The organism is Croceitalea sp. MTPC5, assembly GCF_036985505.1.
Classification (GTDB): Bacteria; Bacteroidota; Bacteroidia; order Flavobacteriales; family Flavobacteriaceae; genus Croceitalea.
This window is the reverse complement of sequence record NZ_BTGQ01000004.1, coordinates 107,071-132,594: the sequence shown is the minus strand read 5'-3', so window position 1 is coordinate 132,594 and position 25,524 is coordinate 107,071. Positions and strand designations below refer to the sequence as shown.

Sequence of the window (25,524 nt, the reverse complement as noted above, 5' to 3'; positions counted from 1 at the left end):
ATTTTAAATCAGTCTAAATAAAAAGAATTTATTTTTAGAAAAATCCTTAACAACAAAACAACACCATTGACATGAAGAACAAATTTTTTTTAGTCGTAGTCAGCCTATCCGTATTCGGTATGGCACAAGCACAAGGGAAGAAAGCCTTGGACAAACAGGCCATCAAGAGCATGTGCGGTTGCTTTGAAGTGACCTTCAATTTTGCAGAGACCTTTAATTACAGCCAAGATTCGTTATACAAACCTTCGAAAAATAAGATTTCCAAGGGCTTGGAATGGGCAGAATTGGTAACCGATAATGACGATAAAGTGGTCATTCAACATATTCTTCAAGTGGGGAATCCCGCAGAACCCATGATTGTGAAACATTGGAGGCAAGACTGGTTGTTCGAGAACACCGACCTATATGTCTATAATGGCGATAACAATTGGACCTTTAACCAGAGACAGTCTGAAGAGGTAACGGGGCAGTGGACCCAAAAAGTATATCAGGTTGATGACAGTCCGCGTTATGAGGGGAGTGCCACTTGGGTTCATGTAGACGGAAAAAGTTATTGGGAGAACACCACACCGGCACCCCTACCAAGAAGGGAATATACCACAAGGGGCGATTACAACATCACGATGCGTGGCAACCGTCATGAAATTACCCCAAATGGTTGGGTACACGACCAAGACAACGCCAAGGTACTTCGTAAAGATGGGGCCGATGATTTTGTACTGGCCAAAGAAAAAGGGTACAATACCTACGTTAAGGTATCCAATGCGCGTTGCCAAGCGGCCGCTGATTGGTGGACGGAAAATGATGATAAATGGGCCACCGTTCGTTCAAAATGGGATGAGGTGTTTGCCCGTGACACCGATTTGACCTTAAAGCAAAAAGTAGACAATAAGGTATTGTACAAACATTTGTTCAATGAAGAAATCACGGCTAAAAAAGATATTGCCGATGTTATAGAATCTTTTGTGGTTACAGAAGACAAAGAAAAAGCTTCGAAAACGAAATAGCAATATGAAAGTACACATAACACTGTTTATTGGGCTCTTTTTTGCGGTCTTCACTTTTGCACAAGACAACGTTTTTTTGCAACGGGAGTATTGGAAGGGAAATCCCTCCGTTGCTGATGTGGAAAAGGCCATTGCTGAGGGAAACGATATTACAGAATTGAACCGGAACCTATTCGATGGGGTCTGTTATGCCTTTCTGGAACAGGTTGATAATAAGACGATAAAACACCTTCTGACCAAGAAAGGAAATGAAGTCGACAAAATTACCCACGATGGACGCACCTATATGTTTTGGGCCGCTTACAAAGGCAATCTCAAAATGATGCAATACCTGTCTGATAAAGGTGCCAAATCAGACATTGAAGACGCCCACGGCTACACTGTATTGAACTTTGCGGCCAATGCAGGGCAATCCGACCCCGAACTGTATGATTTCTTAGTGTCCCATGATGCCAATATCAAGGCGACCACCCATAGTGGGGCCAATGCCCTGCTATTGGTTTCGTCGGCAGCTCAGAATGTGGACATTATTGAATATTTTATGGATAAAGGACTGGCCTTCGATAGCGTCGATGACAATGATAATGGCATTTTTCAATATGCTTCAAAAGGTGGCAATCTAAAGCTACTAAAAACCCTAGTAAACAAAGGTGCAGATGTAAAGCGAATTAATAATAACGGGGAGAACGCCACTTTTATGGCTGCCCAGGGCACGCGAGGCAAGCAACATGGCAAAGCGGTCTTTGAATATCTCGAAGGGTTGGGCCTTGCTATGGATTTGGTCAATAAAGACGGAAAAAACCTATTGCACCTCGTATCTTCTCGAAATAATAATGAGGAAGTCTTTCAATATTTAATGGACAAGGGCTTGGATGTCAATTTACAGGATGTTAAGGGAAGCACACCCTTAATCAACGCTTCACGGGGAAATAGCCTGGAGGTCGTTCAATTATTGGCAGGTAGCGCAAAGGACATTAACGTTCAAGATGCCCAAGGGCGTTCGGCCCTGGCCCTGGCGGTATCAAGAAATAAACCCGAGGTGGTAGCGTATCTTTTGGATAATGGTGCTGCCGTGGCCATTGCTGATAAAAAGGGAAATACGTTGGCGTATTACTTGATGGAAAGCTATAACGCGAAACAACCAGACGATTTTGAGGCAAAATTACAACTGCTGCAAGATGCCGGTTTGGCTATGACCGTTCCCCAGCACGATGGCAACACGCTTTTGCATTTGGCCGCCGAGGAAAACAATCTTCCCTTGTTGAAACGGTTAGCGCCATTTGGCATTGCCATTAATCAGAAGAACGATGAGGGCAATACGGCCTTACACCTAGCGGCCATGTCCACCAAAAATGCCGAAATACTAAAATACCTTATCGGCCAGGGCGCCGATGTGGCCTTAAAGACCGATTTTGAGGAAACGGTATATGATCTGGCCAAAGAAAATGAGTTGCTACAGCAACAGGTAAGCCGGCTCGATTTCTTAAAATTGTAACGAAAAAGAATAGTTGTTATGAAAACTTTTTTTAAAGGCTTGTTAGTACTAATGTTTTTGGGTCTGTTGGCCTTCTCGCAAGCACCAGTTGAAACCGCCAATTACAAATGCTTGATTCAACTGACCAATTATGAAGGTGAGGGGGCGTATGTGGTCGTTTCCATTTTGGATGTCGAGGGCAAATACATAGAAACCCTATATGTACAAGGTGATGATAGCGAATGGTATCGTGATATTGAAGAATGGTGGAAAAACCTCTATGGCATCAAAAGGCCGGATATCGATGCCATTGTTGGTGAAACTGTTACCGGGGGACAACGCAAGATGGCAGTACTACGGATTCCCGTTGATAAGATTGATGCCGGATACAAAATTCGATTTGAGTCCGCTGTTGAAGATCAAGAGTATTATGCCGATGATGTGGAGTTTGATTTGACTGCGGAGAACTTAAAGACCAAAACCGAAGGCAAGGGGTTCATTCGGTATGTTCGAATGCTGCCACAGCGGTAAAATATGACCCTATCGATTTGGAGATATAGCCATTTAACATTGGCCCTGGTTTCAGGGCTTTTTTTGGTTTTGGCCTCTTTAACGGGAATCATCTTGGCTTTTGAGCCCATGCAAAGTGCCCTAAATCCCTATCGACCTGAACAACTTTCCAAAATTTCCCTTGCGGAAACCATAGGTGCCTTGCAGAAGGAGTATGATGAGGTCTTAACGCTTAAAGTAGATGCCAATGACTTTGTGGTTGCCAATGTCGTCAACAAAACAGGGCAGGGCGAATATATCTATGTGCACCCCAGAACGGGCAAACGTTTGGGAGCACCAAAATCGCAGCATCCTATTTTTCAATTTACGACCAACCTGCACCGGTCTTTGTTTTTAAAGGGTATTGGGCGCTTTTTTGTAGGGTTGGTTTCCTTTTTATTGTGTCTCATCGCGATTACGGGCCTGATTTTGATTATCAAACGTCAAGGGGGTCTCACAAAACTCTTTTCAAAAGTGCAGAAAGACTATTTTGAGCTGCGCTATCATGTGATTTTTGGGCGGTGGTTTTTGGTACCCATTAGTATCGTTGCTGCGACAGGGGTTTACTTATCTGCCGAAAAGTTTTCATTACTGCCTAGCTCCAAGATCGTACATGGGCCGGTGGAGCCCAATGCAGAGGTGGACATGTCGGTGCCACCACAAGATTTGGATCTTTTCAAAAGCATTACCCTAGACAAGGTACGTTCGGTGACCTTTCCGTTCTCTGAGTTTCCCGAAGATTATTTCGAATTGGCCTTACGCGAAAAAGAAGTTTTTGTGCATCAGTACAGCGGCGAAGTCTTAAGTGAGCAATACTATCCCTTTACCTTTTTGGCAAGCCAGCTAAGTTTAAAGTTGCATACAGGGCAGGGTACCATGTTATGGTCCATCGTACTCTTATTGGCCAGTGTTGCGCTATTGTTCTTTATCTATTCGGGTTTTGTCATGTGGCGCAAGCGCTTAAGAAATTCCAAAATGGTTGTTGCCCAAACCGATAAGGATGAATGTACCCACATTATTTTGGTGGGTTCCGAAACCGGAAGCACCTATGCTTTTGCCCATGCTTTGAAAAAGGGACTGACCCAAGCGGGCATAGCCGCTTTTGTCAGCCAAATCAATGACTACACCACCTATGCAAAGGCAGAACAGCTCATTTTTTTAACGGCAACATATGGTGAGGGTGAAGCTCCATCCAATGCAAGGCATATTAAGACCTTGTTGCAATCACATACCCAAAAAGTACCAGTGCAGTATAGTGTGGTCGGTTTTGGCTCCTTGACCTACCCAAGTTATTGCCAGTTTGCCATTGATTTAGAAAGGCTTTTGGCGGGCACACCGAATATGGAGGGCAGCTTACCGCTATACAAAATCAATAACCAATCTTTCGGGGCTTTTATGGATTGGGCCAAACTATGGGCGCGGGCCACCAATACTCCAATGCAAATTCCAACCTTGGAGAAAAAGGTCAAAAAGGCCAAGAAGCAGCCTTTTAAAGTGCTTGAAAAAACCGGACTTAATGTGGATGATACCTATATGTTACATTTAAAGCCTAAAAAGAAGGTGAAATTCCAGTCGGGTGATTTATGGGAGTTTGTTCCAGAGGAAGACGACAGACCAAGATGGTATTCCGTTGCCAAATACCAAGACAAGCTTGTCTTGAGCATAAAAAAGCATGAGTTGGGTGCTGTTTCCCAATTTTTGAATCGTGTTGATGCTGGCGAATACGTAAAGGGCGGTATCAAACGCAATGTTGATTTCCATTTTCCAAAGAGCGCACCCGCACTGGTCTGCATCGCCAATGGTACCGGTATAGCGCCTTTTCTGGGAATAATCGACGAAAACACCAAAAAAATCCCCATCGACCTCTATTGGGGCGGGCGTACTATGGAATCCTTTTCCATTTATAAAGCTTATATCGACAATGCCATTGAGACCAAGAAAATGAGCACCATGAATATTGCTTTATCCCAAGAAAACAATACCAAGGAATATGTGCAACAGTTATTGCAAAGGGATAGGGAGCAATTGGCCCAAAAATTGGAAAATGCATCGGTATTTATGATATGTGGCTCCATTGCAATGCAACAAGGGGTGTTGGAAGCTTTGGAGGAAATTACCACCGACCTCCTCGAAAAACCCCTTAGTGAATTTGAACATCGGGAACAGCTAAAAATGGACTGTTATTAGCAGTAGGATACAAACCATGTCATGTTCTTCTGCCATTAAAGGAACCTTAGAGTAGCCAAAAATGTTAAATCTTAAATTTTATTTAAAATAAGTCTAAATTAATTTTGGTCATCAGAGCAGTGGGGATATATTTGTCAAATAAAATTATTTATATCTAATCTAAATAAACTTAATATCCAGAATGAAGAAATTAGTATTTGCCCTATTGGCGGTTTCAGGTGTAATGTTCACCTCGTGTGATTCAGATGATGACGATATGCCCAATCAGGTAGCCACCTGTAACGATAATATTCAAAATGGTGATGAGACTGGGGTTGATTGTGGCGGTAGTGCCTGTTCTCCCTGTGTTACGGCGCTTGAAATACCAGCTACCTACATGTTCACAAGGGAAGGGGAGTCAACCGTAAGTTTTAGCGGCCAAACCACGCGTTTATTGATGGCCAACGAAATCCTTTCAAAATTCAAGGATGAGACCTCAACTGAAGCACAAATAGCCGCTATGTACGACCATCAAGAGGGCGCAGCTGATTTTGAGGATGCCGATTTGAATGCGTCTGATAAGCAAGTTAGAAATAAAACGGCAGGCTCGTATTTTTTCAGTCAAGTTGCACCCTCAATTGCATCAATAAGTATAAAAGCCGACTTTGATGGTTATATTGCCGAGCAGGTAGCCGATGTTTTCCCCAGTTGGAACCAGGTGGCTGCAGAAGGTATGGCAGGGCAATTGACCGATGGTTCCTCAACACGTTATGTGAATGGTAAGGGGCTTGAATTGGACCAAGCCTTCAATAAGGGACTTATCGGCGCTTTTGTTACCGATCAAATCTTGAACAACTACACCAATCCGAATCTTTTGGCACAATTTGAAGAAGCCAACGATGCCGGAACCCTAGTAGAAGGTAAGACCTACACCGACATGGAGCATGATTGGGACGAGGCCTATGGCTACGCCTTTGGGGTCGTTGCCGATACTGAGGATCCCATTGCCGATATTGATGCCTTGGATGCTACGGATAAGTTTTTGGCCAAGTACATCAAAAGGGTTGAAAACGATCCTACATTCGCCGGTACTGCAGAGAAAATCTTTGATGCCTTTAAGGCAGGTAGGACAGCTATCGTTAACAAAGACTATGAAGAACGTGATGCACAAGCAGATATACTCCGTGCAGAAATCGCCAAAGTGATTGCGGTGAGGGCCGTATTTTATTTGCAGGCAGGTAAATCAAAACTTGCCGGCGCTGAGCCTGGGGACACTTTTCACGATCTGTCTGAAGGATATGGCTTTATTTACAGCCTGCAATTTTTGAGAAGGCCAGGTACGGGTGCGGAATTTTATTTTTCAAGCAACGATGTTATCGGTTTTTTGGATACCATTTACACCAACCTTGCTAATGGCTTCTGGGATGTTACCGCAACCGAGCTCGACACGGTTTCTGAGGCCATTGCCGCCGAATTTGATTTTACGGTCGCTGACGCTGCAGATAGTAGCAACTAATTTTCATGGCATGAAGGGGCTAAAAAATTAAACCAAAATTTATAAAAAAGGGGTGGATTTCTAATTGGTAAATCCATCCCTTATTTTATCTTTGAAAAAATTTATTTAGAATAAATAAAAATTGTAGAAAATGAAAAAGATATGGTATGTACTGCCAATTGCAATTACCTTATTCATTTGGGCCTGTTCCTCTGATAGTGATAGCCCAGAACCTATGACCGACGATGACGTAAGCATTACTGATGATGATGTGGTGCCGGTCACTTTCGACCGTTCTGCGATGTTGACCAATTGGGCAGATAATATCATTCTTCCTGCTTACAACGATTTTTTCGTCGTCTTTGCAGATTTTCAAAGCGCTTATGACACCTTTAGAACGGCTAGGACCGAAGAAAATCTTGTTGTGCTTAGGGCAGAATGGCTAGAGGCCTATAAAAGTTGGCAGCGTATTTCAATGTTTGAGGTCGGACCCGCCGAGGAAAATGGACTGCGATTGAATATAAACACCTACCCCACGGATGTGGATTTGTTAGAGCAGTATGTGGTCAATGACGACCAAGACTTTTCTTTGCCATCAAACAGGGATGTCAAGGGTTTTCCGGCACTGGATTATTTGCTGAACGGATTGGCTGAAACGGATGCGGAAATCATTGCCATTTACAACACCGATACCACAGGCGACGCCTACGTTGACTATTTCAAAGATGTTATCAGTGATATCGAAAGTAGGGTATTGACCGTACTTGATGGATGGAATGGAGGTTATAGGGATACCTTTGTGGCCAATGATGGCGCCTCTGCAACGGCCTCGGTCGATGTTTTTGTGAATGACTTTATCTTTTATTATGAAAAGTTTTTAAGGGCTGGCAAATTAGGTAATCCATTAGGGGTGTTTACGGGATCAACTGCCCCGAATACCATTGAGGCTTTTTACAGTGCAGGTGTTGCCAATGAGCTGTTTTTAGAAGGTTTAAACGCAACCCAAGATTTTTTTAACGGTAGGCATTTTGCGACAACGGGCTCTGGCGAAAGTTTGGCGAGCTATCTTCAAGCACTCAATAGCCTTAAGAATGGTGAGGAACTAGATGTTTTGATAAACGATCAATTGGACGTGGCGCGAACAATGGTTTCCAATTTAGATTCTTTTCGAAGCGAGATTGAGAATAACGACCCTCCTGCCGACATGTTACTTGCCTATGATGAGGTGCAACGCGCAGTACCCTTGTTAAAAGTCGATATGGTATCTGCAATGAGTATCAGTATTGATTTTGTTGATGCCGACGGCGATTAAATGTCACAATTACGAACTTATTTAAATCAACGTGTTGAGGCCGCTCCTTTAGCGGTCTTTCGCATTTTGTTCGGTCTATTGATGTTTATAAGCATCATACGCTTTTGGGCTTACGGTTGGATCGAAAAATTGTACCTGATACCAAAATTTCATTTTTCGTATTACGGTTTTGAATGGATAAAACCGATAGGGCAGTGGACGTATCTCATTTTCGCAGTATGTGGTTTGGCTTCCTTGGCCGTGGCAGTTGGCTTTAAATACCGATTGGCAATCGTCACTTTTTTCATGTCGTTCACCTATATCGAATTGATGGACAAGACCACGTATTTGAACCACTACTATTTTGTCAGTATACTTTCCTTCCTCTTGATTTTTTTGCCCGCGAATGTCTACTACTCCATTGATGCTAAATTAAATGTCCAAAAAAGGTTTCAGTTTATTCCTAAATGGAATATTGATGCCTTAAAACTGCTGGTAACCCTGGTGTATATCTATGCGGGTCTGGCCAAATTAAATTCAGACTGGTTGTTAAAGGCCATGCCGCTCAAGATTTGGTTGCCTTCTAAATTTGATTTGCCCTTGATCGGTGATTTAATGGGAAAGGAATGGGTGCACTATGCTTTTAGTTGGATTGGTGCCGGCTACGATCTATTTATTCCCTTTTTATTGTTGTATCGCCCGACAAGGGTCGTGGCTTTTAGTCTTGTGGTGGTCTTTCACATATTGACACGGATGCTGTTCCCTATTGGCATGTTTCCGTATATCATGATTGTTTCCGCATTGCTTTTCTTTGATTCAAAGCTGCATCATAAAATACTGGGCCTCTTGTCGAAATGGTTGCCTATCGACAAACGTATTTTTGACAATAACGCCATCCTCCAGCCAAAGAAGGGGGTGATCCATACCATAAAGTACGGTTTGGTAAGCCTGTTTTTTATAGTACAATTGGTATTGCCATGGCGTTACTTAGTCTACCCTGATGAGTTGTTTTGGACGGAAGAAGGGTATCGTTTTTCATGGCGTGTCATGCTGATGGAAAAATCTGGCTATGCCCAGTTCAAAATCGTCGATAAGGATACACAACGCTGGTTTTATGTGGATAATACCAAGTATTTGACTCCATTTCAAGAAAAGCAGATGGGTTTTCAGCCTGATTTTATTCTAGAATATGCACATTTTTTGGCAGATGTACACCGGGCAAAAGGCATTAAGGATGTTGCGGTTTATGTAGATTGCCAAGTAGCGTTGAACGGACGCCTGAGCCAGACTTTTATCGACCCCAATATTGATTTAACACAAATAAAGGATTCTTTTGAACACAAGTATTGGATATTACCCTTTGAAGAAGAAATCAAAGGCATTTAGTTTTGTGGTACTCTTTTTTTTAACGCTGCCGTTTTACGGTCAGTTGACCATATCGGGTACCGTCTCTGATGAGACTGGTGCACCTATAACCGGTGCCGAGGTTTACCTCAAAAATATCAAGGCTTTGCAGACCACGGCTAGTGATGGCAGCTTTACCTTTTCCAATATGAAGGGCGGAAAGTATACACTTATCGTCTTTGCCTATGAATATGAGGTGTTTGAACAAGAACTGACCTTTGATAAAACATTTGACCTGAAGATTCAGTTGAACGCACTGAAACAGCAGCAATTGTCAGAAGTGGTTTTGACACAGCGGCGTGAACAGGTATTTGCATTACAGCAGTTGAAAAAAGTAGAGGGAACCGCTATTTATGCAGGCAAAAAAAGTGAGGTCGTTTTAGTGGATAATATTGTTGGTAATACTGCTGCGAATAACCCAAGGCAAATATACAGTCAAGTAGTCGGGCTTAACATTTATGAAAATGGTGATGCCGGCCTACAATTGAATATCGGGGGCAGGGGATTGGACCCAAATCGAACGGCAAATTTCAATACCCGTCAAAATGGTTACGATATCAGTGCAGACGCCCTAGGTTACCCAGAAAGTTATTATACCCCTCCTGCAGAGGCGTTGAGTCAAATTCAGGTGGTGCGCGGTGCGGCATCGTTGCAGTACGGACCTCAGTTCGGTGGGCTGATCAATTTTAAGATGAAGCAACCTAACCCCACAAAAAAGATAGAATGGATCTCAAGACAGACCTTGGGTTCTTTTGATTTAAGAACAAGTTTCAACAGCCTTTCTGGGTCCGTGGGTAAGTTTAGTTATTATACCTATTTCAATTATAAAGAGGGGAGCGGGTTTCGACCAAATTCCAATTTCAACAGCAGAAACTATTACGGTCATTTTTCATACCAGCTAAGTGATAAGACCAAGTTGGGTTTTGAAACGACTATACTGAATTACTTGGCACAACAACCGGGCGGGCTTACCGATGCACAGTTTTTAGAAGACCCTACATTCAGTAATAGAACCAGAAACTGGTTCAATGTAGATTGGAAACTTTTCTCCCTTCGGTTAGACCACAGGTTTTCAGTGGCCACGGATTTTAGTTTGAACCTTTTTGCACTGGATGCCTCGCGTAAAGCACTTGGGTTTCGAACCAATCGGGTATCACAACCCGACGATTTGACCCAACCCAGGGAACTACTGGTCGATAATTTTCAGAACTGGGGTGGTGAGGCCAGATTGCTACACCGTTACAAATTAAAAGATACCGATGCCGTTCTTTTATTGGGTTCTAAGTTCTATAATACGAACAATGACCAGCGTCAAGGTCCGGGTACCAATGGTTTGAATGCTGATTTTAGCTTTGCGGATGAGGAATTCCCCAATTTTGAGCGGCAATCACAGTTTGATTTTCCGAATTTGAACGTGGCGGTTTTTGGAGAGAATATTTTCAATATAACCGATAGGTTTTCGGTGACCCCGGGTTTCCGTTTTGAATATATCAAAACGGAGAGTGAGGGATCCTTTCGCAATATTGTCCTAGATCTTGCGGGTAATCCTTTATTAAATGAAGAGCTTCCCGATAATCGAACATTTGAGCGGAACTTTGTGCTTTTGGGTGTTGGAGCTGCTTATAAATTGAACACCTCAGGGGAATTTTATGCCAATTTCTCAGAGAATTATCGTTCTGTAACCTTCAGCGACATTCGGGTGGTCAATCCATCTTTTCAAATCGATCCGAACATTACGGATGAAGATGGTTTTACGGCAGATTTGGGTTTTCGCGGGCGATTCAAGAATATCCTTTCTTACGATGGTAGTGTTTTTGGGTTACTTTACAATAATCGTTTAGGGGAAGCCTTGTTTGAGAATAGTACCGGAAGTATTATACGGGGAAGGGGCAATATCGGCGATGCTTTTATCTATGGATTGGAAACCTTTGTGGATTGGAATATTGTTGGAACCTTTTGGGAAGGAAATAAGGATTTTAAATGGAACTTTTTTTCAAACCTGGCCTTTACGCAATCGGAATATACCGAGGTAAACTTGTTAAGCTTTGGTGGAGACACCCAGGTTACGACATTGGAAGAGGGAAATAAGGTGGAATTTATTCCAGAAGTAAACTTAAAGACCGGATTCAGTTTCGGTTATAAGAACTTTTTAGGCAGTTTACAGTATACCTATTTGAGCGAGCAATTTACCGATGCTACCAACGCCCCACAAAACGTAAATGACAATCAACGGGGTATAGAAGGTACCATACCCGCTTATGATATCTTAGATCTTTCATTGTCGTATACTTATAAAAGGTTTCGATTGGAAGCTGGGGTGAACAACCTTTTAGATAATAGCTATTTCACACGAAGGGCAACCGGTTATCCTGGTCCCGGAATTATTCCAGCAGAACCAAGAACGTTTTACACGACCTTGCAGGTCAAGTTTTAAAAGAAAGCTAAAGCACCCAGTAGCCTTTTTCCAAACTTTACCAAGAACCTGAAAATGCTACGAAGATCAGTTCTCTATTGAGCGATAGTCGATATCACGATAAGCTATCAAGTCAACTTCTTCAGCTTTAAGGGTCAATAAGGCCTTGAACTCTTTTAACTCCATCTTGCTCAATAGTATAATGAAATGCTTGGTGCCGACCGAAAGTGGAATTTTACGGTGTGTTGCGGTGCATTTTAACTGGTTTTCCCAATAATCGGTGTCCAAATTGAATAGATATTCCTTCAAAGCCTCTAATTCCCATTCAAATAATTCAAAACAAAGATTGTTATATAACACTTGAAAAATGTTACTCTTATCGCAATAGGTAATGATACCGTTCTTTGATTGATGGATTATTTTTCGTGTAAGACACATAATCGGGATTTGTAATTCATTCAAATATAATATTATTATTATTAAGTCTAAATAAAAATAATTAATATTTCCCCTGTTTTTAGTCATGTGAAATTCTTGATTTAAAAACAGTATCTTTGCACGCAATTAATCCGTAATTGCGATGAAAGCCCACCTAAATAAAATTCTTGGCGAAGGCCTTACCTATGATGATGTCCTTTTAGTGCCTGCATTTTCCGAGGTACTGCCGAGAGAGGTCAATATCCAAGCAAAGTTTACCAAAAACATAACGATAAATGTGCCAATCGTGTCCGCTGCCATGGATACGGTAACCGAATCAAAAATGGCCATTGCCATTGCACGTGAAGGAGGCATCGGGGTATTGCACAAAAACATGACCATCGAGCAGCAGGCCATGAAGGTCCGCAAGGTAAAACGTGCAGAGAGTGGAATGATATTAGACCCTGTGACGCTTCCTTTGAATGCCATCGTAAAAGATGCCAAGGCTAGTATGAAAGAACATAGTATCGGTGGAATTCCGATTGTGGATGATGCCGGTAAGTTAATAGGTATCGTGACCAATCGCGATCTACGTTTTGAAAAAAACAATGAGCGCCCTATTCAAGAAGTGATGACTTCCGAAAACTTGGTGACAGCCAAAGAAGGGACCACCCTGGGTGAAGCAGAAGATATCCTTCAAGAGAATAAAATTGAAAAACTACCGGTTGTAGACAATGATTATACTTTGGTGGGCCTTATTACATTCCGTGATATTACCAAATTGACCCAAAAACCGATAGCGAACAAAGACAAGTATGGAAGGCTTCGCGTAGCTGCAGCCTTAGGGGTCACAGCTGATGCGGCAGATAGGGCAGGGGCCTTGGTGCATGCCGGTGTGGATGCTGTTGTTATCGATACCGCACATGGTCATACCAAAGGGGTGGTTACGGTTTTAAAAGAGGTAAAGAAAGCGTTCCCTGATTTAGATGTTATCGTGGGTAATATCGCTACCGGGGAGGCTGCGAAATATTTGGTAGATGCGGGAGCTGATGCCGTCAAAGTGGGTATTGGTCCGGGTTCAATCTGTACCACCCGCGTGGTTGCTGGTGTTGGTTTTCCTCAATTTTCAGCAGTACTTGAGGTCTCAGCAGCTATTAAAGGTTCTGGCGTTCCCGTAATTGCTGACGGTGGTATTCGTTATACAGGTGATATACCAAAAGCCATTGCTGCCGGTGCCGATACCGTAATGTTGGGTTCACTATTGGCCGGCACCAAAGAGTCGCCTGGGGAGACCATCATCTACGAAGGTAGAAAATTCAAAAGTTACCGCGGTATGGGTTCGGTCGAAGCCATGAAGCAAGGTTCAAAAGACCGTTATTTTCAAGATGTTGAAGACGATATCAAAAAATTAGTACCCGAAGGTATTGTTGGTCGCGTTCCCTACAAAGGGGAACTTTTTGAGAGTATCCATCAATTTGTAGGTGGATTGCGGGCCGGAATGGGTTATTGTGGTGCCAAGGATATCGAAACATTGAAAGAGACCGGGCGTTTTGTGAAAATTACTGCTAGCGGAATCAACGAGAGTCACCCGCATGATGTAACGATTACTAAAGAGAGTCCGAATTATAGTAGGTAATCTATCACACTTTCCATAAGTTAAGCATTCAATTTCTTATGTTTGCTACCATGCAAAGTATAAGATGACCTTTATTCATAATCCTATTTATGTACTGACCGTTTTGGCCTTAATGGTCCTGCTGTCTTTGTATGCAGGTAAGACCAAATGGGGCAAACCTTTTGGGGCCGCCCTTTTGGTAATTGTATTTACAGCCGTAATGGCCAATCTAAAATTGATTCCTTCGGCATCAAATTCAATTCCGCTATACGATGCCATTTTTACCTATTTGGCACCTATCTCCATTTTCTTTTTGCTTTTGGGTGCAAATCTAAAGTCCATCAAAAAAGCGGGTGCCCCTATGATTGCCCTATTCTTAATTGGTTCAATGGCAACCGTTTTGGGTATTCTGGTTTCGTGGTACGTGGTCAATCCCCAAAATGTACTTGGTGATGACGGTAAGATATTGGCGGGTATGCTTACTGGTACCTATACTGGTGGTAGTGTTAATTTCAATGCGGTGGCTTTGGCCTATGATTTTCAAGAAAAAGGGGTGCTTTATGCAGGGGCTATTGCCGTAGATAACGTAGTTACCGCATTATGGGTCGTGATTACCATAGCTTTCCCCGTATTGTTAAGACGCTATTTTAAAGACAGGAAACTTAGCAGTCAAAGTAGCGGGATAAAGGACGATGGATTAAGGGCCATGGATTTAAAATCGCTGGGTTGGTTGGTCTTTATTGGATTGGTGTCTTTTCTGATTTCAGACTTAATCTCCGAATTGGTTCCAAATATTCCGTCGATAATAACCCTTTCAACTATTGGGATCATATTGGCCCAAACCTCATTTATTTCAAAGTTAAGAGGTGCACATGAACTCGGTTTGTATGTGGTATATCTTTTTTTGGCCGTAATAGGGGCGTACTGCGAGATTGGTGCTGTGTTGGCACTAAAAGAAGTGGGTTTGCTATTGTTGTTGTTTACCTCATTTGCAGTAATGGTTCATGGCCTACTTACTATTTTATTGGGAGGGTTGTTCTTTAAAGATTGGGATATGATTTCCATAGCTAGTCAGGCCAACATAGGAGGCGGTACTTCTGCTATTGCACTTGCGGAAACCTTTAATCGTAAAGAGTTGATATTACCTGCTATTTTAGTAGGTACTTTGGGTAATGCGCTTGGCACCTATCTTGGGTTTTTAGTAGTTTCAATACTTTAGAAAAGACGGTGATACCCTACTGCCGTTTGAGTAATCGCAACACTTCATTTTTATAACTTGCCCCAATGGGTATCTCTACCTTACCCAATTCAACATCCATTTTTGTAAAGGCCGTCACTCTTTGGGTGTTTACAATATAAGAACGATGGACCCTAAGGAATGTCGTTGGAAGCTTTTGCTCAAAATTACTGATAGTATCCTTGGTAATGATATTTTCGGTGCCGGTGTGTATTCTGATATAGTCTTTGATACTTTCTATGTGACTGATGTTATCAAAATTTACCTTGATGAATTTTTTATTGGAGTTCACATAGATATGGTCATTTCTCACTTCCTCCTCAGCAGGTTTCTCCAGTAAAGGAGTTAGGTTTGTAAGGCCCTTAAATTTATTTATTGCTTTGAACAAGCGTGAAAATGATATGGGTTTTAGCAAGTAATCAACAACCTCTAATTCATAACTTTCTGGGGCGTAGTTGCGATGTGCGGTCGTTAGAATGATTTTAGCCGAAGTTTGGGAGGTTTTGATAAAATCGAGACCGGTTAAAAGTGGCATTTCAATGTCAAGAAAAATCAAATCAACACGCAATTCTTTAACGGCTTCAAAAGCTTCCAATGAATTTTCAAAAGTGCCGACAAGTTCTACGTCTACCAATGACTTCAAATGCGTTTTAATTACACTTATGGCCAAAGGTTCATCATCGATAATAATACATTTAATTGCCATTTCTAATTCAAATCTATAATTAATGCTACAGTGAAGACTGTTGCGGTTTCGTCAATATGTAATTGGTGCCGCTCGGGATAGTTTAGAGCTAGCTGTCGTTTTAAGTTAGCCGTACCGATACCACTACTTGAAGCGGCAATAGTTTGGCTTTTACTATTTTCCGTTTTTTTATTTGAAACTTCAAAGGATAACTTTCTTTCTGTTGCGGCGAGGTCAATTTGTATGTGGGTGCTTTTACTGCCTTTTGTTCCATGTTTGAAGGCATTTTCGACCAAGGGTAAAAGCAATAGTGGCGCAATCTGGGTTTGGGTATTGGTAACATCATGCTTGAAAGAGCAGTTCAATCGATCGCCATAACGCAGGGCCTCCAACTCTATAAAAGCCTGAATTAACTCTATTTCTTTTTCAACAGCTATAGTCGGTTCGTCACTTTGATATAAAATAAAGTCCAATATCTCAGAAAGCTTTAGTACAACTTCGGGGGCAACATCTGACTTTGCCAAGGTAAGTGCATATAAATTGTTAAGCGTATTAAATAAAAAGTGAGGTTGAATCTGGGCCCTCAAAAACTTAAGTTCGTTGGTTGCCTTTTCTTTTTGAAGCACTTCAATGCGATGTTTCTCTTCAAACCTCTTTTTAAAGGCCTTAATGAAAAACATGATCAATGCATAGACATAGACTGCCGGAAAATATGCCGAAAATAAATAGGCTAAATCTTGTAGAATCTCTAGTATGGACTCTTGGGTAAAATCTTCCCTGACCAAAGGTTCAATGAGATAGACAATACTAATTCTACCCAGCGCCGAGAATGTATAAATAGAGGCTACCAATGAAAGCCCAAATGCCCAATACTTCTTGTGTAACAATAGCTTTGGTATTTGGTAGTAGTTTAAAAGATAGGCTGCCAATATCTGAATCGGCAAAAGACCTAAGTAGTTCGTGACACTGGTTAAAAATGCTCCAGAATTTATAGTGGCCAATACGACAAAAACGCTGAATAGAACCACCCAAAACAAACAATGGGCGATGCCTCTTTTTTGAGAAATATAATCAATGAAAGCGCTTTTTTCTGACATACTGGTTTAAAAATAATGGAATTCAAGTTGCGACTAAAAATTAATCTTCAAATGAGATTTATCACATGACGTATATCCGTTTCCTTTGGATGAACAATTCATAATCGTAAAAAACAATTCTATGGGTAGCAACTGGCAATTGGTCTATTACTTAGAAAGTGAAACCAACATACTACTAGTTTTACCCTATCAATTAAAAACGAACATTAAAATAAAATCATTATGAAGACCGTAATTATTCATTTTATTCTTTTGGCAGGCTTTAGCTTCAATTTACAGGCACAAACATGCAAAGAATTGCTATTGGCCGTAAAGCATGAAAATACAAGCGAGGTTCAAGAATTACTTAAATCCATAAACCCTAATTGCAGTTATAATGATAGTATTCAACCAAGAACACCCTTAGGTATGGCAGCTGCTAATGGTAGTTTAAAAATGGTGAAGCTTTTGGTGAACGCCGGCGCTAAACCGAACTATCGATTTAAAAGAGACGCAAGCGCTCTAATGATTGCGGCCGGTCATAGCTACTTAGAAGTGGTGAAGTACCTAATTGCCAAAGGGGCTAAGGTCGACGTTTCCATTCGTGGTGATGGTACACCATTAATGTCAGCTGTTAAAGGAGGTAATCCTGAAATTGTAAAATTATTGCTGCAGAAAGGAGCAAACCCCAATAGGGAAGTGATTGGTGATGGCAACGCTATGGTGTATGCCGGTAGGTCTGGTAGTAAGAAAATATTACAATTATTGATTGAATACGGTACTGATATCGATGGTGCTGTTATTGGCGATGGTACCGCTCTAATACGGGCATCATCGTCTGGCGATATCGAAATGGTAAAGGCATTGGTAAATTTGGGCGCAAATGTTAATAAAGAAAGTAAGGGTGATGGAAATCCATTGATCATGTCCGCAAAGAATGGGCATTTAGAAGTTGTAACGTTTTTAGTGGAATCGGGCGCTGACGTCAATGCGCATGTCAGGGGAGACGAGACACCATTGATACGAGCTGCCTGGAACGGACACTTGGCCGTGGTGAAATACCTAGTTTCAAAAGGGGCAGATGTAAACGTTTCGGTTCGTGATAGTTACTCCCTGAATTCTGAAGTAAGAAGTGCCTTGAGAATGGCAAAAAAGGAAGGACATGCCCAGGTGGTAGCCTACTTGTTGAGTAAAGGAGCAACCCGCTAAACCATAAACTTTAAATAAGTTGACCATGGCACAACGCATTTTTTTAATTATAGGATTGTTTTTTATACAATGTGCCCTAGCACAAGATTATGAACGTATTGAAAAATTGGCAGGTTTATTTCTCGAACAAACAAATGTGCCAGGATTCTCCATGGCAATTTCGAAAGAAGGGGATGTTGTGTATTCGAAGGGTTTCGGACTTGCCAATGTAAAGGCCTCCATACCAATGGATCCTACTATACAATTGCGTACGGCATCTGTTGCGAAGGTGCTTACCGCTACGGCCATTGGGCGTTTGGCCACCGAGCAAAAATTAAATTTTGATGATCCTATTGGTATCCATGTACCATATATAGATGTACAATACAGAAACCTTACGATTAGACAGCTGTCGGGGCATACGTCAGGGCTAAAACACCGCCCTAACGTTACTGGCTATAGAAACAAGCAATTTGCTTGGATGAAGGAAACTTTGCCTTTTATTACCGACCCGTTATTGTTTGAACCGGGAACGGACTATCAATACTCAACGAATGCCTTTAATTTATTGGGCGTCATCATTGAAGAAGTATCGGGCATGCCGTATGAGATGTATATGAAGAAGCACATTTTTGAACCTTTGGAGATGAGGCAAACCTTTGCTGAGAATATTAAGAAGACAAACCCGAAGAATGCGGAATTGTACTTTCTAAAAAAAGGAAAGCTCTTGAAAGAAAAATTAACCAGTGCGAGCTATAAACTACCTGGGGCTGGTTTCAGAAGTACGCCTACTGATTTGGTCAAACTTACCAACGCATACAGCAACGGAATGATTTCAGAAGAGGTGGTGACCCAAATGTTTCAAAACAATATGTTGAGGAATGGAAAGAAAACCAATGTTGGTATTACATGGCGTATTTCTACAGATGTTTATGGAAACCAAGCAATAGAGCATGCCGGAAGCTGGCGTGGTACACGAACCGTGTTGGTGTATTACCCAAAAGAACAACTTTCCATTGCGCTAATGATAAATACAGATTGCAACATACTAATAGAAGAGACAGCACATATTTTTGCACAACTTTTTCGTGCTGAGAAAAAATCATTCACCCCTGATGTATTAGAAGAAAAGATAACTATTGTATTCAATTCCCAGAAAGGGGAAGAAAGGTTTGGGGGCAGTATTCAAATACTAGGGGAAGAAGGTATCTTTAAAGGGGAAGCGGATAATTTTTTGGCGGAGAACAGCCTTCTAAAAATCAGTAATACAGCTTATGCAATGGCTACTGAGTTTGGTCTATTGTATCTTGTGATGGATAAACATAAAGGTTTTGGGGGTAAAGCATATGCCTATACTAACAGAACTGAAGTAAACCCCAAAGAGAAAGCGCCGCTGGTTGCCTTTAAAATTGTTGAGTAAACTACTTGCTGGTCTTTGAGTATGCCTTCCAATCTTTTTCTTTGTAGATATCATCACCAAAATAACGGGCAATCTGTAGAAAAGGTTTTACTTTTTGATATCCTGGTACAGGGGAGAGCATTTTTAATTCCTCATCCAAAAAGACCACGGTGGGATAGCTCATTTTTCCCTGTAATAATGCGGCTGCCAGTTCATGATATCCTCGTTTCCCCTGAGGGATAAAATTAAAGGTTTTGCCATCATGTTCAATAGGTTCTTTCCCTTCCGCATCCATTTTCACCATATAAAAGTTTTCAGCCATGTAGGCCGCAACTTTCGGATTTTGAAAGGTATCCTTATCCATTTTTTTGCACCAACCACACCAATCTGTGTATACGTCAACAAAGATTTTTTTCGGGTTTGCTTCTGATTTGGAAAGTGCAACTGCCTCATCCCAAGAGATCCATTGCACTTCTTGGGAAGTCAATGTCAACGAAAATAATAAGGTCAGGGTTATTAAAAGGCTACGCATATCTTTTGATTTTTGATAATAGTCTTACGACTGTACCAAAACTAACGAAAATTATGCCAAATTATTTCGCGGTAAGGGCCTCCGATTCACCAATGAAGACGTCGGCAATATCTACCTGGTTATGAAGTATATCATCAAAAGTCTCACGCTCCCGAATTAAATGGGCCTTACCTTTATACCACAATACCTCGGCCGGTCTATAACGTGAATTGTAATTGCTGGCCATGGTGAAGCAATAGGCACCGGCATTTTTGAATGCCAAAATATCCCCTTCTTTTATTTCATTGATCCTGCGATTGCTGCCAAAAGTATCGGTTTCACAAATGTAACCTACTACTGAATAATAGCGTTCACGACCTTCAAGATTCGAAATGTTCAAAATTTCATGTGAGGCACCATATAACATAGGCCTTATCAAATGGTTAAAGCCCGAATCTATGCTGGCAAACACTGTAGATGTAGTCTGTTTTACCACATTCACCTTGGCGAGAAAATAACCGGCTTCACTTACCAAGAATTTACCGGGTTCAAAAGCCAATGTAAGTTGCTTTCCATAGGTGTCACAGAATTCATTGAAGCGTGCGGTAAGTTTCATACCCAGCTCTTCGACATTGGTTTCAATATCACCGCTCTTATATGGTACTTTGAAGCCACTGCCAAAATCAATAAAATCGAGGTTTTTAAAATTCTTGGCCGTCTCAAAAAGAATTTCCGACGCATAAAGAAAGACATCGATATCCAAAATATCACTGCCAGTATGCATATGAATTCCGTTGATGTTCATATCAGTGAGTTCCACGATACGCAATAAATGTGGGATCTGATGAATGCTTATTCCAAATTTTGAATCAATATGGCCTACGGAAATGTTCGAGTTTCCACCGGCCATCACATGCGGATTAATTCGGATACAGACGGGTATATCTGGGTGTTTATTCCCAAATTGTTCCAGTATGGAAAGATTGTCAATATTTATTTGAACCCCCAATGCGGCAGCTTCTTCAATTTCTTCCAACGAAACCCCATTTGGGGTGTATATTATGGATTCTGGTTTAAAACCGGCCAATAACCCGAGCTTAACCTCTTGAATCGAGACCGTATCCAATCCGCTTCCCAAACTATTCATAAGGCGCAATATCGAAATATTGGAGAGTGCCTTACACGCATAATTCAACTTTAGGTTTTCCACTTTACTAAAGGCCTTGGTCAGTCTCTGGTATTGAGACGTTATTTTTTCAGCATCATAAACGTATAATGGTGCGCCGTATTTTTCTGCAATGCGCAATAACCGTGAAGATTCCATGAATTGTATTTTGGATAAAACTAATTTACGATTTGTTTCAAAACAAAAATAGCTGCTAAAAATAAATAAATACAACAAATTGTTATAAAAATAACATTACGGTTAAGTTGTGCCATTGTTCCGATGTGTTTATTTTAGAAGAAAATTTTACTATGAGGCTACCCATGTTTCCATTGCAATCCGTATTCTTTCCTGGTGAGACCGTTCCATTGCATATTTTTGAGGAACGTTACAAACAATTGATACACGATTGCAGGGAAGAGGCCATTACCTTTGGGATTCCGGTCTACATTGATAAGAAGATTGAGTATGGTACGGAAGTACAACTGGTAGAGGTCGTTAATTCTTATGAAGGTGGTGAGATGGATGTTGTTTGTGTGGCCAGACAGGTGTTTAAGGTATTGACTTTCGATAATGAACTGGAAGGGAAACCCTATGCCGGGGGTGTTGTCGAGTTTCTTGAGGCCGATAACAATGCAGACGAGGCATTGCGTGAAGAGGTATTGGAAAAAATCAAAGAACTATACCAATTGATGGGGGTCGAACTCCCCCAAATACCGTTATCCAAATTCAATAGTTACGCCTTCGCGCATAAAATGGGGCTCTCATTCGATCAGGAGTATGAACTTTTGCGATTGACCAATGAAACCGAAAGACTTCAGTATATACGGCTTCACTTAGATTCGACCATTACCGTGCTGAATCAGATCAATACAACAAAAGCCGTTATTGAAATGAACGGCCATTTCAAAAATTTCGATCCATTGGATTTTGAGGACTTTAAACTAGAGTAAACCACATCGATGTAAATCAAGGGTTATTTCAATATGGAATTGGGTTTTTCAATTCTTCCATATTAATTATTAATTGTAGTCGTGGTTTGCTATTTTTGTGACCTAATAAAATTTTACGATCATATGAACCTTCACGAATATCAGGGGAAAGAGATTTTGGCAAGTTTTGGAGTACGGATACAACGAGGTATCGTTGCCCATAATGCAAAAGAAGCCGTTGATGCAGCAAAACAACTTACTCAAGAAACAGGCACGGGATGGCACGTTATCAAAGCCCAGGTACATGCTGGTGGTCGTGGTAAGGGTGGAGGTGTGAAACTGGCCAAGAACCTGAAAGAAGTAGAAGAATTGGCGGGTTCTATCATCGGCATGAACCTGATTACCCCACAAACTTCTGCAGAGGGTAAAAAAGTGCATCAGGTTTTGATTGCGGAAGATGTGTACTATCCCGGTGATAGTGAAACCAATGAGTTTTATATGTCGGTCTTGTTGAATCGTGGGACAGGCCGTAACATGATAATGTATTCCACCGAAGGTGGAATGGACATTGAAGAAGTCGCCGAAAACACACCTGACTTGATTTTTACCGAAGAAATAGACCCAGCCGTTGGTATAATGCCATTTCAAGCCAGAAAAATCGCCTTTAACCTAGGGCTTTCAGGAACCGCTTTTAAAGAAATGACCAAGTTCGTGACCGCTTTGTACAAGGCATATGTTGAAAGTGACTCGAGTATGTTTGAGATCAATCCTGTCTTAAAAACATCCGATGATAAAATTATGGCGGTTGATGCCAAAGTCTCTATCGATGATAATGCATTATACCGAAGAAAACAATATGCTGAAATGCGTGACCTGCGTGAAGAGAATGCCATTGAGGTAGAGGCAAGGGCAGTTGGGCTGAACTATGTCGATTTAGATGGTAATGTGGGCTGTATGGTCAATGGGGCCGGTCTAGCAATGGCAACGATGGATTTGATAAAAATGGCAGGTGGCGAGCCAGCAAACTTTTTGGACGTTGGCGGTACGGCCGATGCAAAAAGGGTGGAAGAGGCTTTCCGAATCATCTTAAAAGACCCGAACGTAAAGGCAATACTTATCAATATTTTTGGGGGAATCGTTCGTTGTGACCGCGTTGCCCAAGGGGTGGTTGATGCCTATAAGAATATGGGTGATGCCATTAAAGTACCGATTATCGTCAGACTACAGGGAACAAATGCCGAGCTTGCCAAAGAAATCATAGATAATTCTGGTTTAGCGGTACATTCCGCGGTTCAGTTTCAAGAGGCCGCAGATAAGGTAAAAGAAGTGCTGGCTTAGGTTTTTAGTGTATATACAAGTTAAAAAGAGGCTATTCAGCCTCTTTTTTTATGCAAACACAGAAAACCAAATCAGATAACGAAACTGTCTATCCTGATAGGCTGTTTTCGAAAAAGGATACCCGTTTTATTTGTACTAGGTGCATGATACCTAGGCCACAAAATGAGTGTTGGGATTGTTCAGAATACCCATGAATTGTTGAAAAGAGGTGTTATTCAATTGACGGTACCTTTCCTGATTTTAAGCACGGACCGAAGGACTTTACTTCGAAACCTGAGGTAACAACCTCACTTTTGGCGTCGAGGGTCTTTTCCTCAACCAAATTATGGATAATCAGTTTGGTTCGGGTTCGACTTAAGATTTGTCTTCGATGGATATCGCCGAGGGTACTTCAACTTCACCCGGTATAACTGTAGTCGAGATCCCCATAGAATCGGGAGCATTCAAGGTACCAACTATACCTGTCTGCAAACAAGGCTGTGCAATCAAATAGTAAAACATAAACCATAGAAAGCTTGTATCCTATCCACGTTAGTTTATTGTTATGAAGTTTATTAAAGGATTAAATGACTTACTTGAATTGGATTTTACCATGATTACGGTCTAATTTTGAATTGAAAAAGTTTAAAGGAGTTCATTGTGAAGAAATAACCACAAATCATTAAAAACTGTTAAAAAACAACTTTGATCGTAACATTATTGATTTTTGGGCGTCTTTATAGCATATTCATCAATTTTTATCAATCTTAAAAACGAAATCATCATGAGAAAAATTAGTTTAGTAGTGGCAGCCGTTACACTTTTGGCTGTTAACAGTGTATCAGCAAACAAAAATTTAGAACCTGTAAACCCCAACAAAGACTTATCCGTCCAAATTCACAGTATGTTGGAAAGCAACTCATTCGACGTGAGTGAAGACCTTACTGCCAATGTGCAGTTCACTATCAATAAAGACGGTGAAATTGTCGTGCTTTCCGTTGATACGAATAATGCCTCATTGGAAGGTTTTGTAAAAGGTCGTTTAAACTATAAAAAAGTTGAGGTAAGCGACATGAAAGAGGGTAGAACTTACACAGTTCCTGTGAGAATAGCTGTATAACGTATAGTTATTTGAATTAGCTGAAAAATCCTGGAGTAATCTCCAGGATTTTTTTGTATACGAAAACTGAATTCTTTTAGTTATAATAGGGTAACCTCTTAACCATGAACACCTACGAAGAAAGGCTAGGCATTTTGAGCGAGCTTATCCATTTTGCCCGTGTAGACTATAAAATAAAAGAATCGGAATATGATTTTTTGCTAAGTGTTGCCAATTTACTGAATGTCAAAAAATCTTCTTTAGATGGACTTTTAAAAAAACAATCTTCAGTAAAAGTACCAACGACGCAGTTAGAGAAAATAATGCAGTTCCACCGTCTTTTATTATTAATGAATGTGGATCAAGAGCAGCATAAAAAAGAAATCGAAAGACTTCATAATATAGGTTTATGGATGGGGCTGCCCCCTTCGGCAATTTCCCAAGTACTTGAGGTCATGCACAAATACCCAGAAAAGGTCGTTCCGGCCGATATACTTCTTAATATATTCAAAGCATATCATAATTAAAGTGTCATTATGACACTATTTTATTTCGAATTAATGACAAAAAGTCATTAATTGTCAAATGGAATGCAATTTGACTATATCATGGTGAGTTTAATTTTAAAAATCAAGAACCATGAGTTTAGTAAAAAGAAATAATCTAGTGTTACCAAGTTTAATGAATGAAATTTTTAACCCTGACTGGTTTGGGGGAATGGAAAATGTAAGTCGTAATGTCCCAGCCGTGAATATTGTGGAAAGGGACGAAGACTTTACATTGGAATTCGCCGTGCCGGGTTATAAAAAAGAAGATTTTAACATTGAGTTAGACAACGATATTCTTACGGTATCATCTGAGATAAGTACCGAAGACAAGAGTACCAATGATAATTTTACCAGGAGGGAGTTTTCATATAGCACCTTTAAAAGATCTTTTACGCTACCTGAAACAATTGATTCGGGAAAGGTAAATGCAAAATATGAAGACGGGTTGTTAAAATTGACCTTACCCAAGCGGGAAGAAGCATTGCCAAAGCCAAAACGATTGATCGAGATTGGCTAAGAAGAAATTATGTTGCCTT

At 41.0% G+C, this 25,524-nt stretch carries 22 protein-coding genes; 17 read left to right on the top strand and 5 right to left on the bottom strand.

From position 1 onward, the window contains the following. Positions 1-71 precede the first annotated feature (71 nt). From AACM45_RS13295 to AACM45_RS13260, 8 genes are all read left to right on the top strand, one after another. Positions 72-1,007 carry a DUF6607 family protein gene (locus AACM45_RS13295; protein ID WP_339143294.1) on the top strand — a complete coding sequence of 312 codons (936 nt, stop codon included), beginning with the start codon at positions 72-74 and terminating at the stop codon, positions 1,005-1,007. A 4-nt stretch (positions 1,008-1,011) separates the two neighbouring features. Then, positions 1,012-2,502 (top strand): ankyrin repeat domain-containing protein, encoded by a 1,491-nt coding sequence (locus tag AACM45_RS13290; protein ID WP_339143293.1) that lies wholly within the window; start codon positions 1,012-1,014, stop codon positions 2,500-2,502. Between the two features lie 18 nt (positions 2,503-2,520). Next, the gene (locus AACM45_RS13285; protein WP_339143291.1) at positions 2,521-3,012 is read left to right on the top strand and encodes a DUF2271 domain-containing protein; all 492 of its coding nucleotides are present in this window, start codon (positions 2,521-2,523) and stop codon (positions 3,010-3,012) included. 3 nt (positions 3,013-3,015) lie between these two features. Continuing rightward, a complete protein-coding gene (locus tag AACM45_RS13280) occupies positions 3,016-5,217 on the top strand; it encodes a PepSY domain-containing protein (RefSeq protein ID WP_339143289.1) in 2,202 nt (733 codons plus the stop codon). A 181-nt stretch (positions 5,218-5,398) separates the two neighbouring features. Beyond that, the gene (locus AACM45_RS13275) at positions 5,399-6,712 is read left to right on the top strand and encodes a DUF4856 domain-containing protein (RefSeq protein ID WP_339143288.1); all 1,314 of its coding nucleotides are present in this window, start codon (positions 5,399-5,401) and stop codon (positions 6,710-6,712) included. Positions 6,713-6,842: 130 nt separating this feature from the next. Further along, the gene (locus AACM45_RS13270; RefSeq protein ID WP_339143287.1) at positions 6,843-8,003 is read left to right on the top strand and encodes an imelysin family protein; all 1,161 of its coding nucleotides are present in this window, start codon (positions 6,843-6,845) and stop codon (positions 8,001-8,003) included. Then, positions 8,004-9,368 (top strand): HTTM domain-containing protein, encoded by a 1,365-nt coding sequence (locus tag AACM45_RS13265; protein WP_339143286.1) that lies wholly within the window; start codon positions 8,004-8,006, stop codon positions 9,366-9,368. Next, a complete protein-coding gene (locus tag AACM45_RS13260; RefSeq protein ID WP_339143284.1) occupies positions 9,316-11,820 on the top strand; it encodes a TonB-dependent receptor in 2,505 nt (834 codons plus the stop codon). The genes AACM45_RS13265 and AACM45_RS13260 overlap by 53 nt, the downstream gene beginning before the upstream one ends. 66 nt (positions 11,821-11,886) lie before the next feature. On the opposite strand, the gene AACM45_RS13255 is transcribed toward AACM45_RS13260, so the two are convergent. After that, positions 11,887-12,237, bottom strand: coding sequence for a DUF6686 family protein (locus AACM45_RS13255; RefSeq protein ID WP_339143282.1), 351 nt, complete (start codon positions 12,235-12,237; stop codon positions 11,887-11,889). A gap of 142 nt (positions 12,238-12,379) precedes the next feature. On the opposite strand from AACM45_RS13255, the gene guaB reads away from it, so the two are divergent. Together guaB and AACM45_RS13245 are read left to right on the top strand one after the other, a co-directional pair. Beyond that, the gene (gene guaB / locus AACM45_RS13250; RefSeq protein ID WP_339143281.1) at positions 12,380-13,852 is read left to right on the top strand and encodes an IMP dehydrogenase; all 1,473 of its coding nucleotides are present in this window, start codon (positions 12,380-12,382) and stop codon (positions 13,850-13,852) included. A gap of 64 nt (positions 13,853-13,916) precedes the next feature. Further along, complete coding sequence (locus tag AACM45_RS13245; protein WP_339143280.1) at positions 13,917-15,050, top strand: DUF819 family protein; 1,134 nt, start codon at positions 13,917-13,919, stop codon at positions 15,048-15,050. 16 nt (positions 15,051-15,066) lie between these two features. On the opposite strand, the gene AACM45_RS13240 is transcribed toward AACM45_RS13245, so the two are convergent. Together AACM45_RS13240 and AACM45_RS13235 are read right to left on the bottom strand one after the other, a co-directional pair. Further along, positions 15,067-15,774: a LytR/AlgR family response regulator transcription factor gene (locus AACM45_RS13240; protein WP_339143278.1), complete on the bottom strand. Its 708-nt coding sequence runs from the start codon at positions 15,772-15,774 to the stop codon at positions 15,067-15,069. 2 nt (positions 15,775-15,776) lie between these two features. Beyond that, positions 15,777-16,850 carry a sensor histidine kinase gene (locus AACM45_RS13235; RefSeq protein WP_339143276.1) on the bottom strand — a complete coding sequence of 358 codons (1,074 nt, stop codon included), beginning with the start codon at positions 16,848-16,850 and terminating at the stop codon, positions 15,777-15,779. A gap of 222 nt (positions 16,851-17,072) precedes the next feature. Between AACM45_RS13235 and AACM45_RS13230 the strand changes: the two genes are divergently transcribed. Beyond that, positions 17,073-18,038, top strand: coding sequence for an ankyrin repeat domain-containing protein (locus tag AACM45_RS13230; RefSeq protein ID WP_339143274.1), 966 nt, complete (start codon positions 17,073-17,075; stop codon positions 18,036-18,038). Positions 18,039-18,063: 25 nt separating this feature from the next. Next, positions 18,064-19,437 carry a serine hydrolase domain-containing protein gene (locus AACM45_RS13225; protein WP_339143273.1) on the top strand — a complete coding sequence of 458 codons (1,374 nt, stop codon included), beginning with the start codon at positions 18,064-18,066 and terminating at the stop codon, positions 19,435-19,437. A gap of 1 nt (position 19,438) precedes the next feature. Here AACM45_RS13225 and AACM45_RS13220 read toward each other — a convergent pair whose 3' ends face one another. Together AACM45_RS13220 and lysA are read right to left on the bottom strand one after the other, a co-directional pair. Further along, the gene (locus tag AACM45_RS13220; RefSeq protein ID WP_339143271.1) at positions 19,439-19,948 is read right to left on the bottom strand and encodes a thioredoxin family protein; all 510 of its coding nucleotides are present in this window, start codon (positions 19,946-19,948) and stop codon (positions 19,439-19,441) included. Between the two features lie 61 nt (positions 19,949-20,009). Then, a complete protein-coding gene (gene lysA / locus AACM45_RS13215) occupies positions 20,010-21,251 on the bottom strand; it encodes a diaminopimelate decarboxylase (protein WP_339143269.1) in 1,242 nt (413 codons plus the stop codon). Between the two features lie 152 nt (positions 21,252-21,403). Here lysA and AACM45_RS13210 point away from each other — a divergent pair, with 152 nt between their 5' ends. The 5 genes from AACM45_RS13210 (at position 21,404) to AACM45_RS13190 (ending at position 25,505) form a co-directional block, all read left to right on the top strand. After that, positions 21,404-22,045, top strand: a complete 642-nt coding sequence (locus tag AACM45_RS13210; protein WP_339143268.1) for an LON peptidase substrate-binding domain-containing protein — start codon at positions 21,404-21,406, stop codon at positions 22,043-22,045. 123 nt (positions 22,046-22,168) lie between these two features. After that, positions 22,169-23,362 (top strand): ADP-forming succinate--CoA ligase subunit beta, encoded by a 1,194-nt coding sequence (gene sucC / locus AACM45_RS13205; RefSeq protein WP_339143267.1) that lies wholly within the window; start codon positions 22,169-22,171, stop codon positions 23,360-23,362. Between the two features lie 763 nt (positions 23,363-24,125). Beyond that, entirely contained in the window at positions 24,126-24,461 is a 336-nt protein-coding gene (locus tag AACM45_RS13200; RefSeq protein WP_339143265.1) for a hypothetical protein, read from the top strand. A gap of 104 nt (positions 24,462-24,565) precedes the next feature. Next, positions 24,566-24,967, top strand: a complete 402-nt coding sequence (locus AACM45_RS13195; protein WP_339143264.1) for a TerB family tellurite resistance protein — start codon at positions 24,566-24,568, stop codon at positions 24,965-24,967. Between the two features lie 112 nt (positions 24,968-25,079). Further along, a complete protein-coding gene (locus tag AACM45_RS13190; RefSeq protein WP_339143263.1) occupies positions 25,080-25,505 on the top strand; it encodes an Hsp20/alpha crystallin family protein in 426 nt (141 codons plus the stop codon). Positions 25,506-25,524: the final 19 nt, after the last annotated feature.

What these genes read in the sequence shown, in the direction of transcription:
- AACM45_RS13295 (WP_339143294.1), top strand. Translation starts at nt 72, where the DNA reads ATGAAGAACAAATTTTTTTTAGTCGTAGTCAGCCTATCCGTATTCGGT.
- AACM45_RS13290 (WP_339143293.1), top strand. Translation starts at nt 1,012, where the DNA reads ATGAAAGTACACATAACACTGTTTATTGGGCTCTTTTTTGCGGTCTTC.
- AACM45_RS13285 (WP_339143291.1), top strand. Translation starts at nt 2,521, where the DNA reads ATGAAAACTTTTTTTAAAGGCTTGTTAGTACTAATGTTTTTGGGTCTG.
- AACM45_RS13280 (WP_339143289.1), top strand. Translation starts at nt 3,016, where the DNA reads ATGACCCTATCGATTTGGAGATATAGCCATTTAACATTGGCCCTGGTT.
- AACM45_RS13275 (WP_339143288.1), top strand. Translation starts at nt 5,399, where the DNA reads ATGAAGAAATTAGTATTTGCCCTATTGGCGGTTTCAGGTGTAATGTTC.
- AACM45_RS13270 (WP_339143287.1), top strand. Translation starts at nt 6,843, where the DNA reads ATGAAAAAGATATGGTATGTACTGCCAATTGCAATTACCTTATTCATT.
- AACM45_RS13265 (WP_339143286.1), top strand. Translation starts at nt 8,004, where the DNA reads ATGTCACAATTACGAACTTATTTAAATCAACGTGTTGAGGCCGCTCCT.
- AACM45_RS13255 (WP_339143282.1), bottom strand. Translation starts at nt 12,237, where the DNA reads ATGTGTCTTACACGAAAAATAATCCATCAATCAAAGAACGGTATCATT.
- guaB (WP_339143281.1), top strand. Translation starts at nt 12,380, where the DNA reads ATGAAAGCCCACCTAAATAAAATTCTTGGCGAAGGCCTTACCTATGAT.
- AACM45_RS13245 (WP_339143280.1), top strand. Translation starts at nt 13,917, where the DNA reads ATGACCTTTATTCATAATCCTATTTATGTACTGACCGTTTTGGCCTTA.
- AACM45_RS13240 (WP_339143278.1), bottom strand. Translation starts at nt 15,774, where the DNA reads ATGGCAATTAAATGTATTATTATCGATGATGAACCTTTGGCCATAAGT.
- AACM45_RS13235 (WP_339143276.1), bottom strand. Translation starts at nt 16,850, where the DNA reads ATGTCAGAAAAAAGCGCTTTCATTGATTATATTTCTCAAAAAAGAGGC.
- AACM45_RS13230 (WP_339143274.1), top strand. Translation starts at nt 17,073, where the DNA reads ATGAAGACCGTAATTATTCATTTTATTCTTTTGGCAGGCTTTAGCTTC.
- AACM45_RS13225 (WP_339143273.1), top strand. Translation starts at nt 18,064, where the DNA reads ATGGCACAACGCATTTTTTTAATTATAGGATTGTTTTTTATACAATGT.
- AACM45_RS13220 (WP_339143271.1), bottom strand. Translation starts at nt 19,948, where the DNA reads ATGCGTAGCCTTTTAATAACCCTGACCTTATTATTTTCGTTGACATTG.
- lysA (WP_339143269.1), bottom strand. Translation starts at nt 21,251, where the DNA reads ATGGAATCTTCACGGTTATTGCGCATTGCAGAAAAATACGGCGCACCA.
- AACM45_RS13210 (WP_339143268.1), top strand. Translation starts at nt 21,404, where the DNA reads ATGAGGCTACCCATGTTTCCATTGCAATCCGTATTCTTTCCTGGTGAG.
- sucC (WP_339143267.1), top strand. Translation starts at nt 22,169, where the DNA reads ATGAACCTTCACGAATATCAGGGGAAAGAGATTTTGGCAAGTTTTGGA.
- AACM45_RS13200 (WP_339143265.1), top strand. Translation starts at nt 24,126, where the DNA reads ATGAGAAAAATTAGTTTAGTAGTGGCAGCCGTTACACTTTTGGCTGTT.
- AACM45_RS13195 (WP_339143264.1), top strand. Translation starts at nt 24,566, where the DNA reads ATGAACACCTACGAAGAAAGGCTAGGCATTTTGAGCGAGCTTATCCAT.
- AACM45_RS13190 (WP_339143263.1), top strand. Translation starts at nt 25,080, where the DNA reads ATGAGTTTAGTAAAAAGAAATAATCTAGTGTTACCAAGTTTAATGAAT.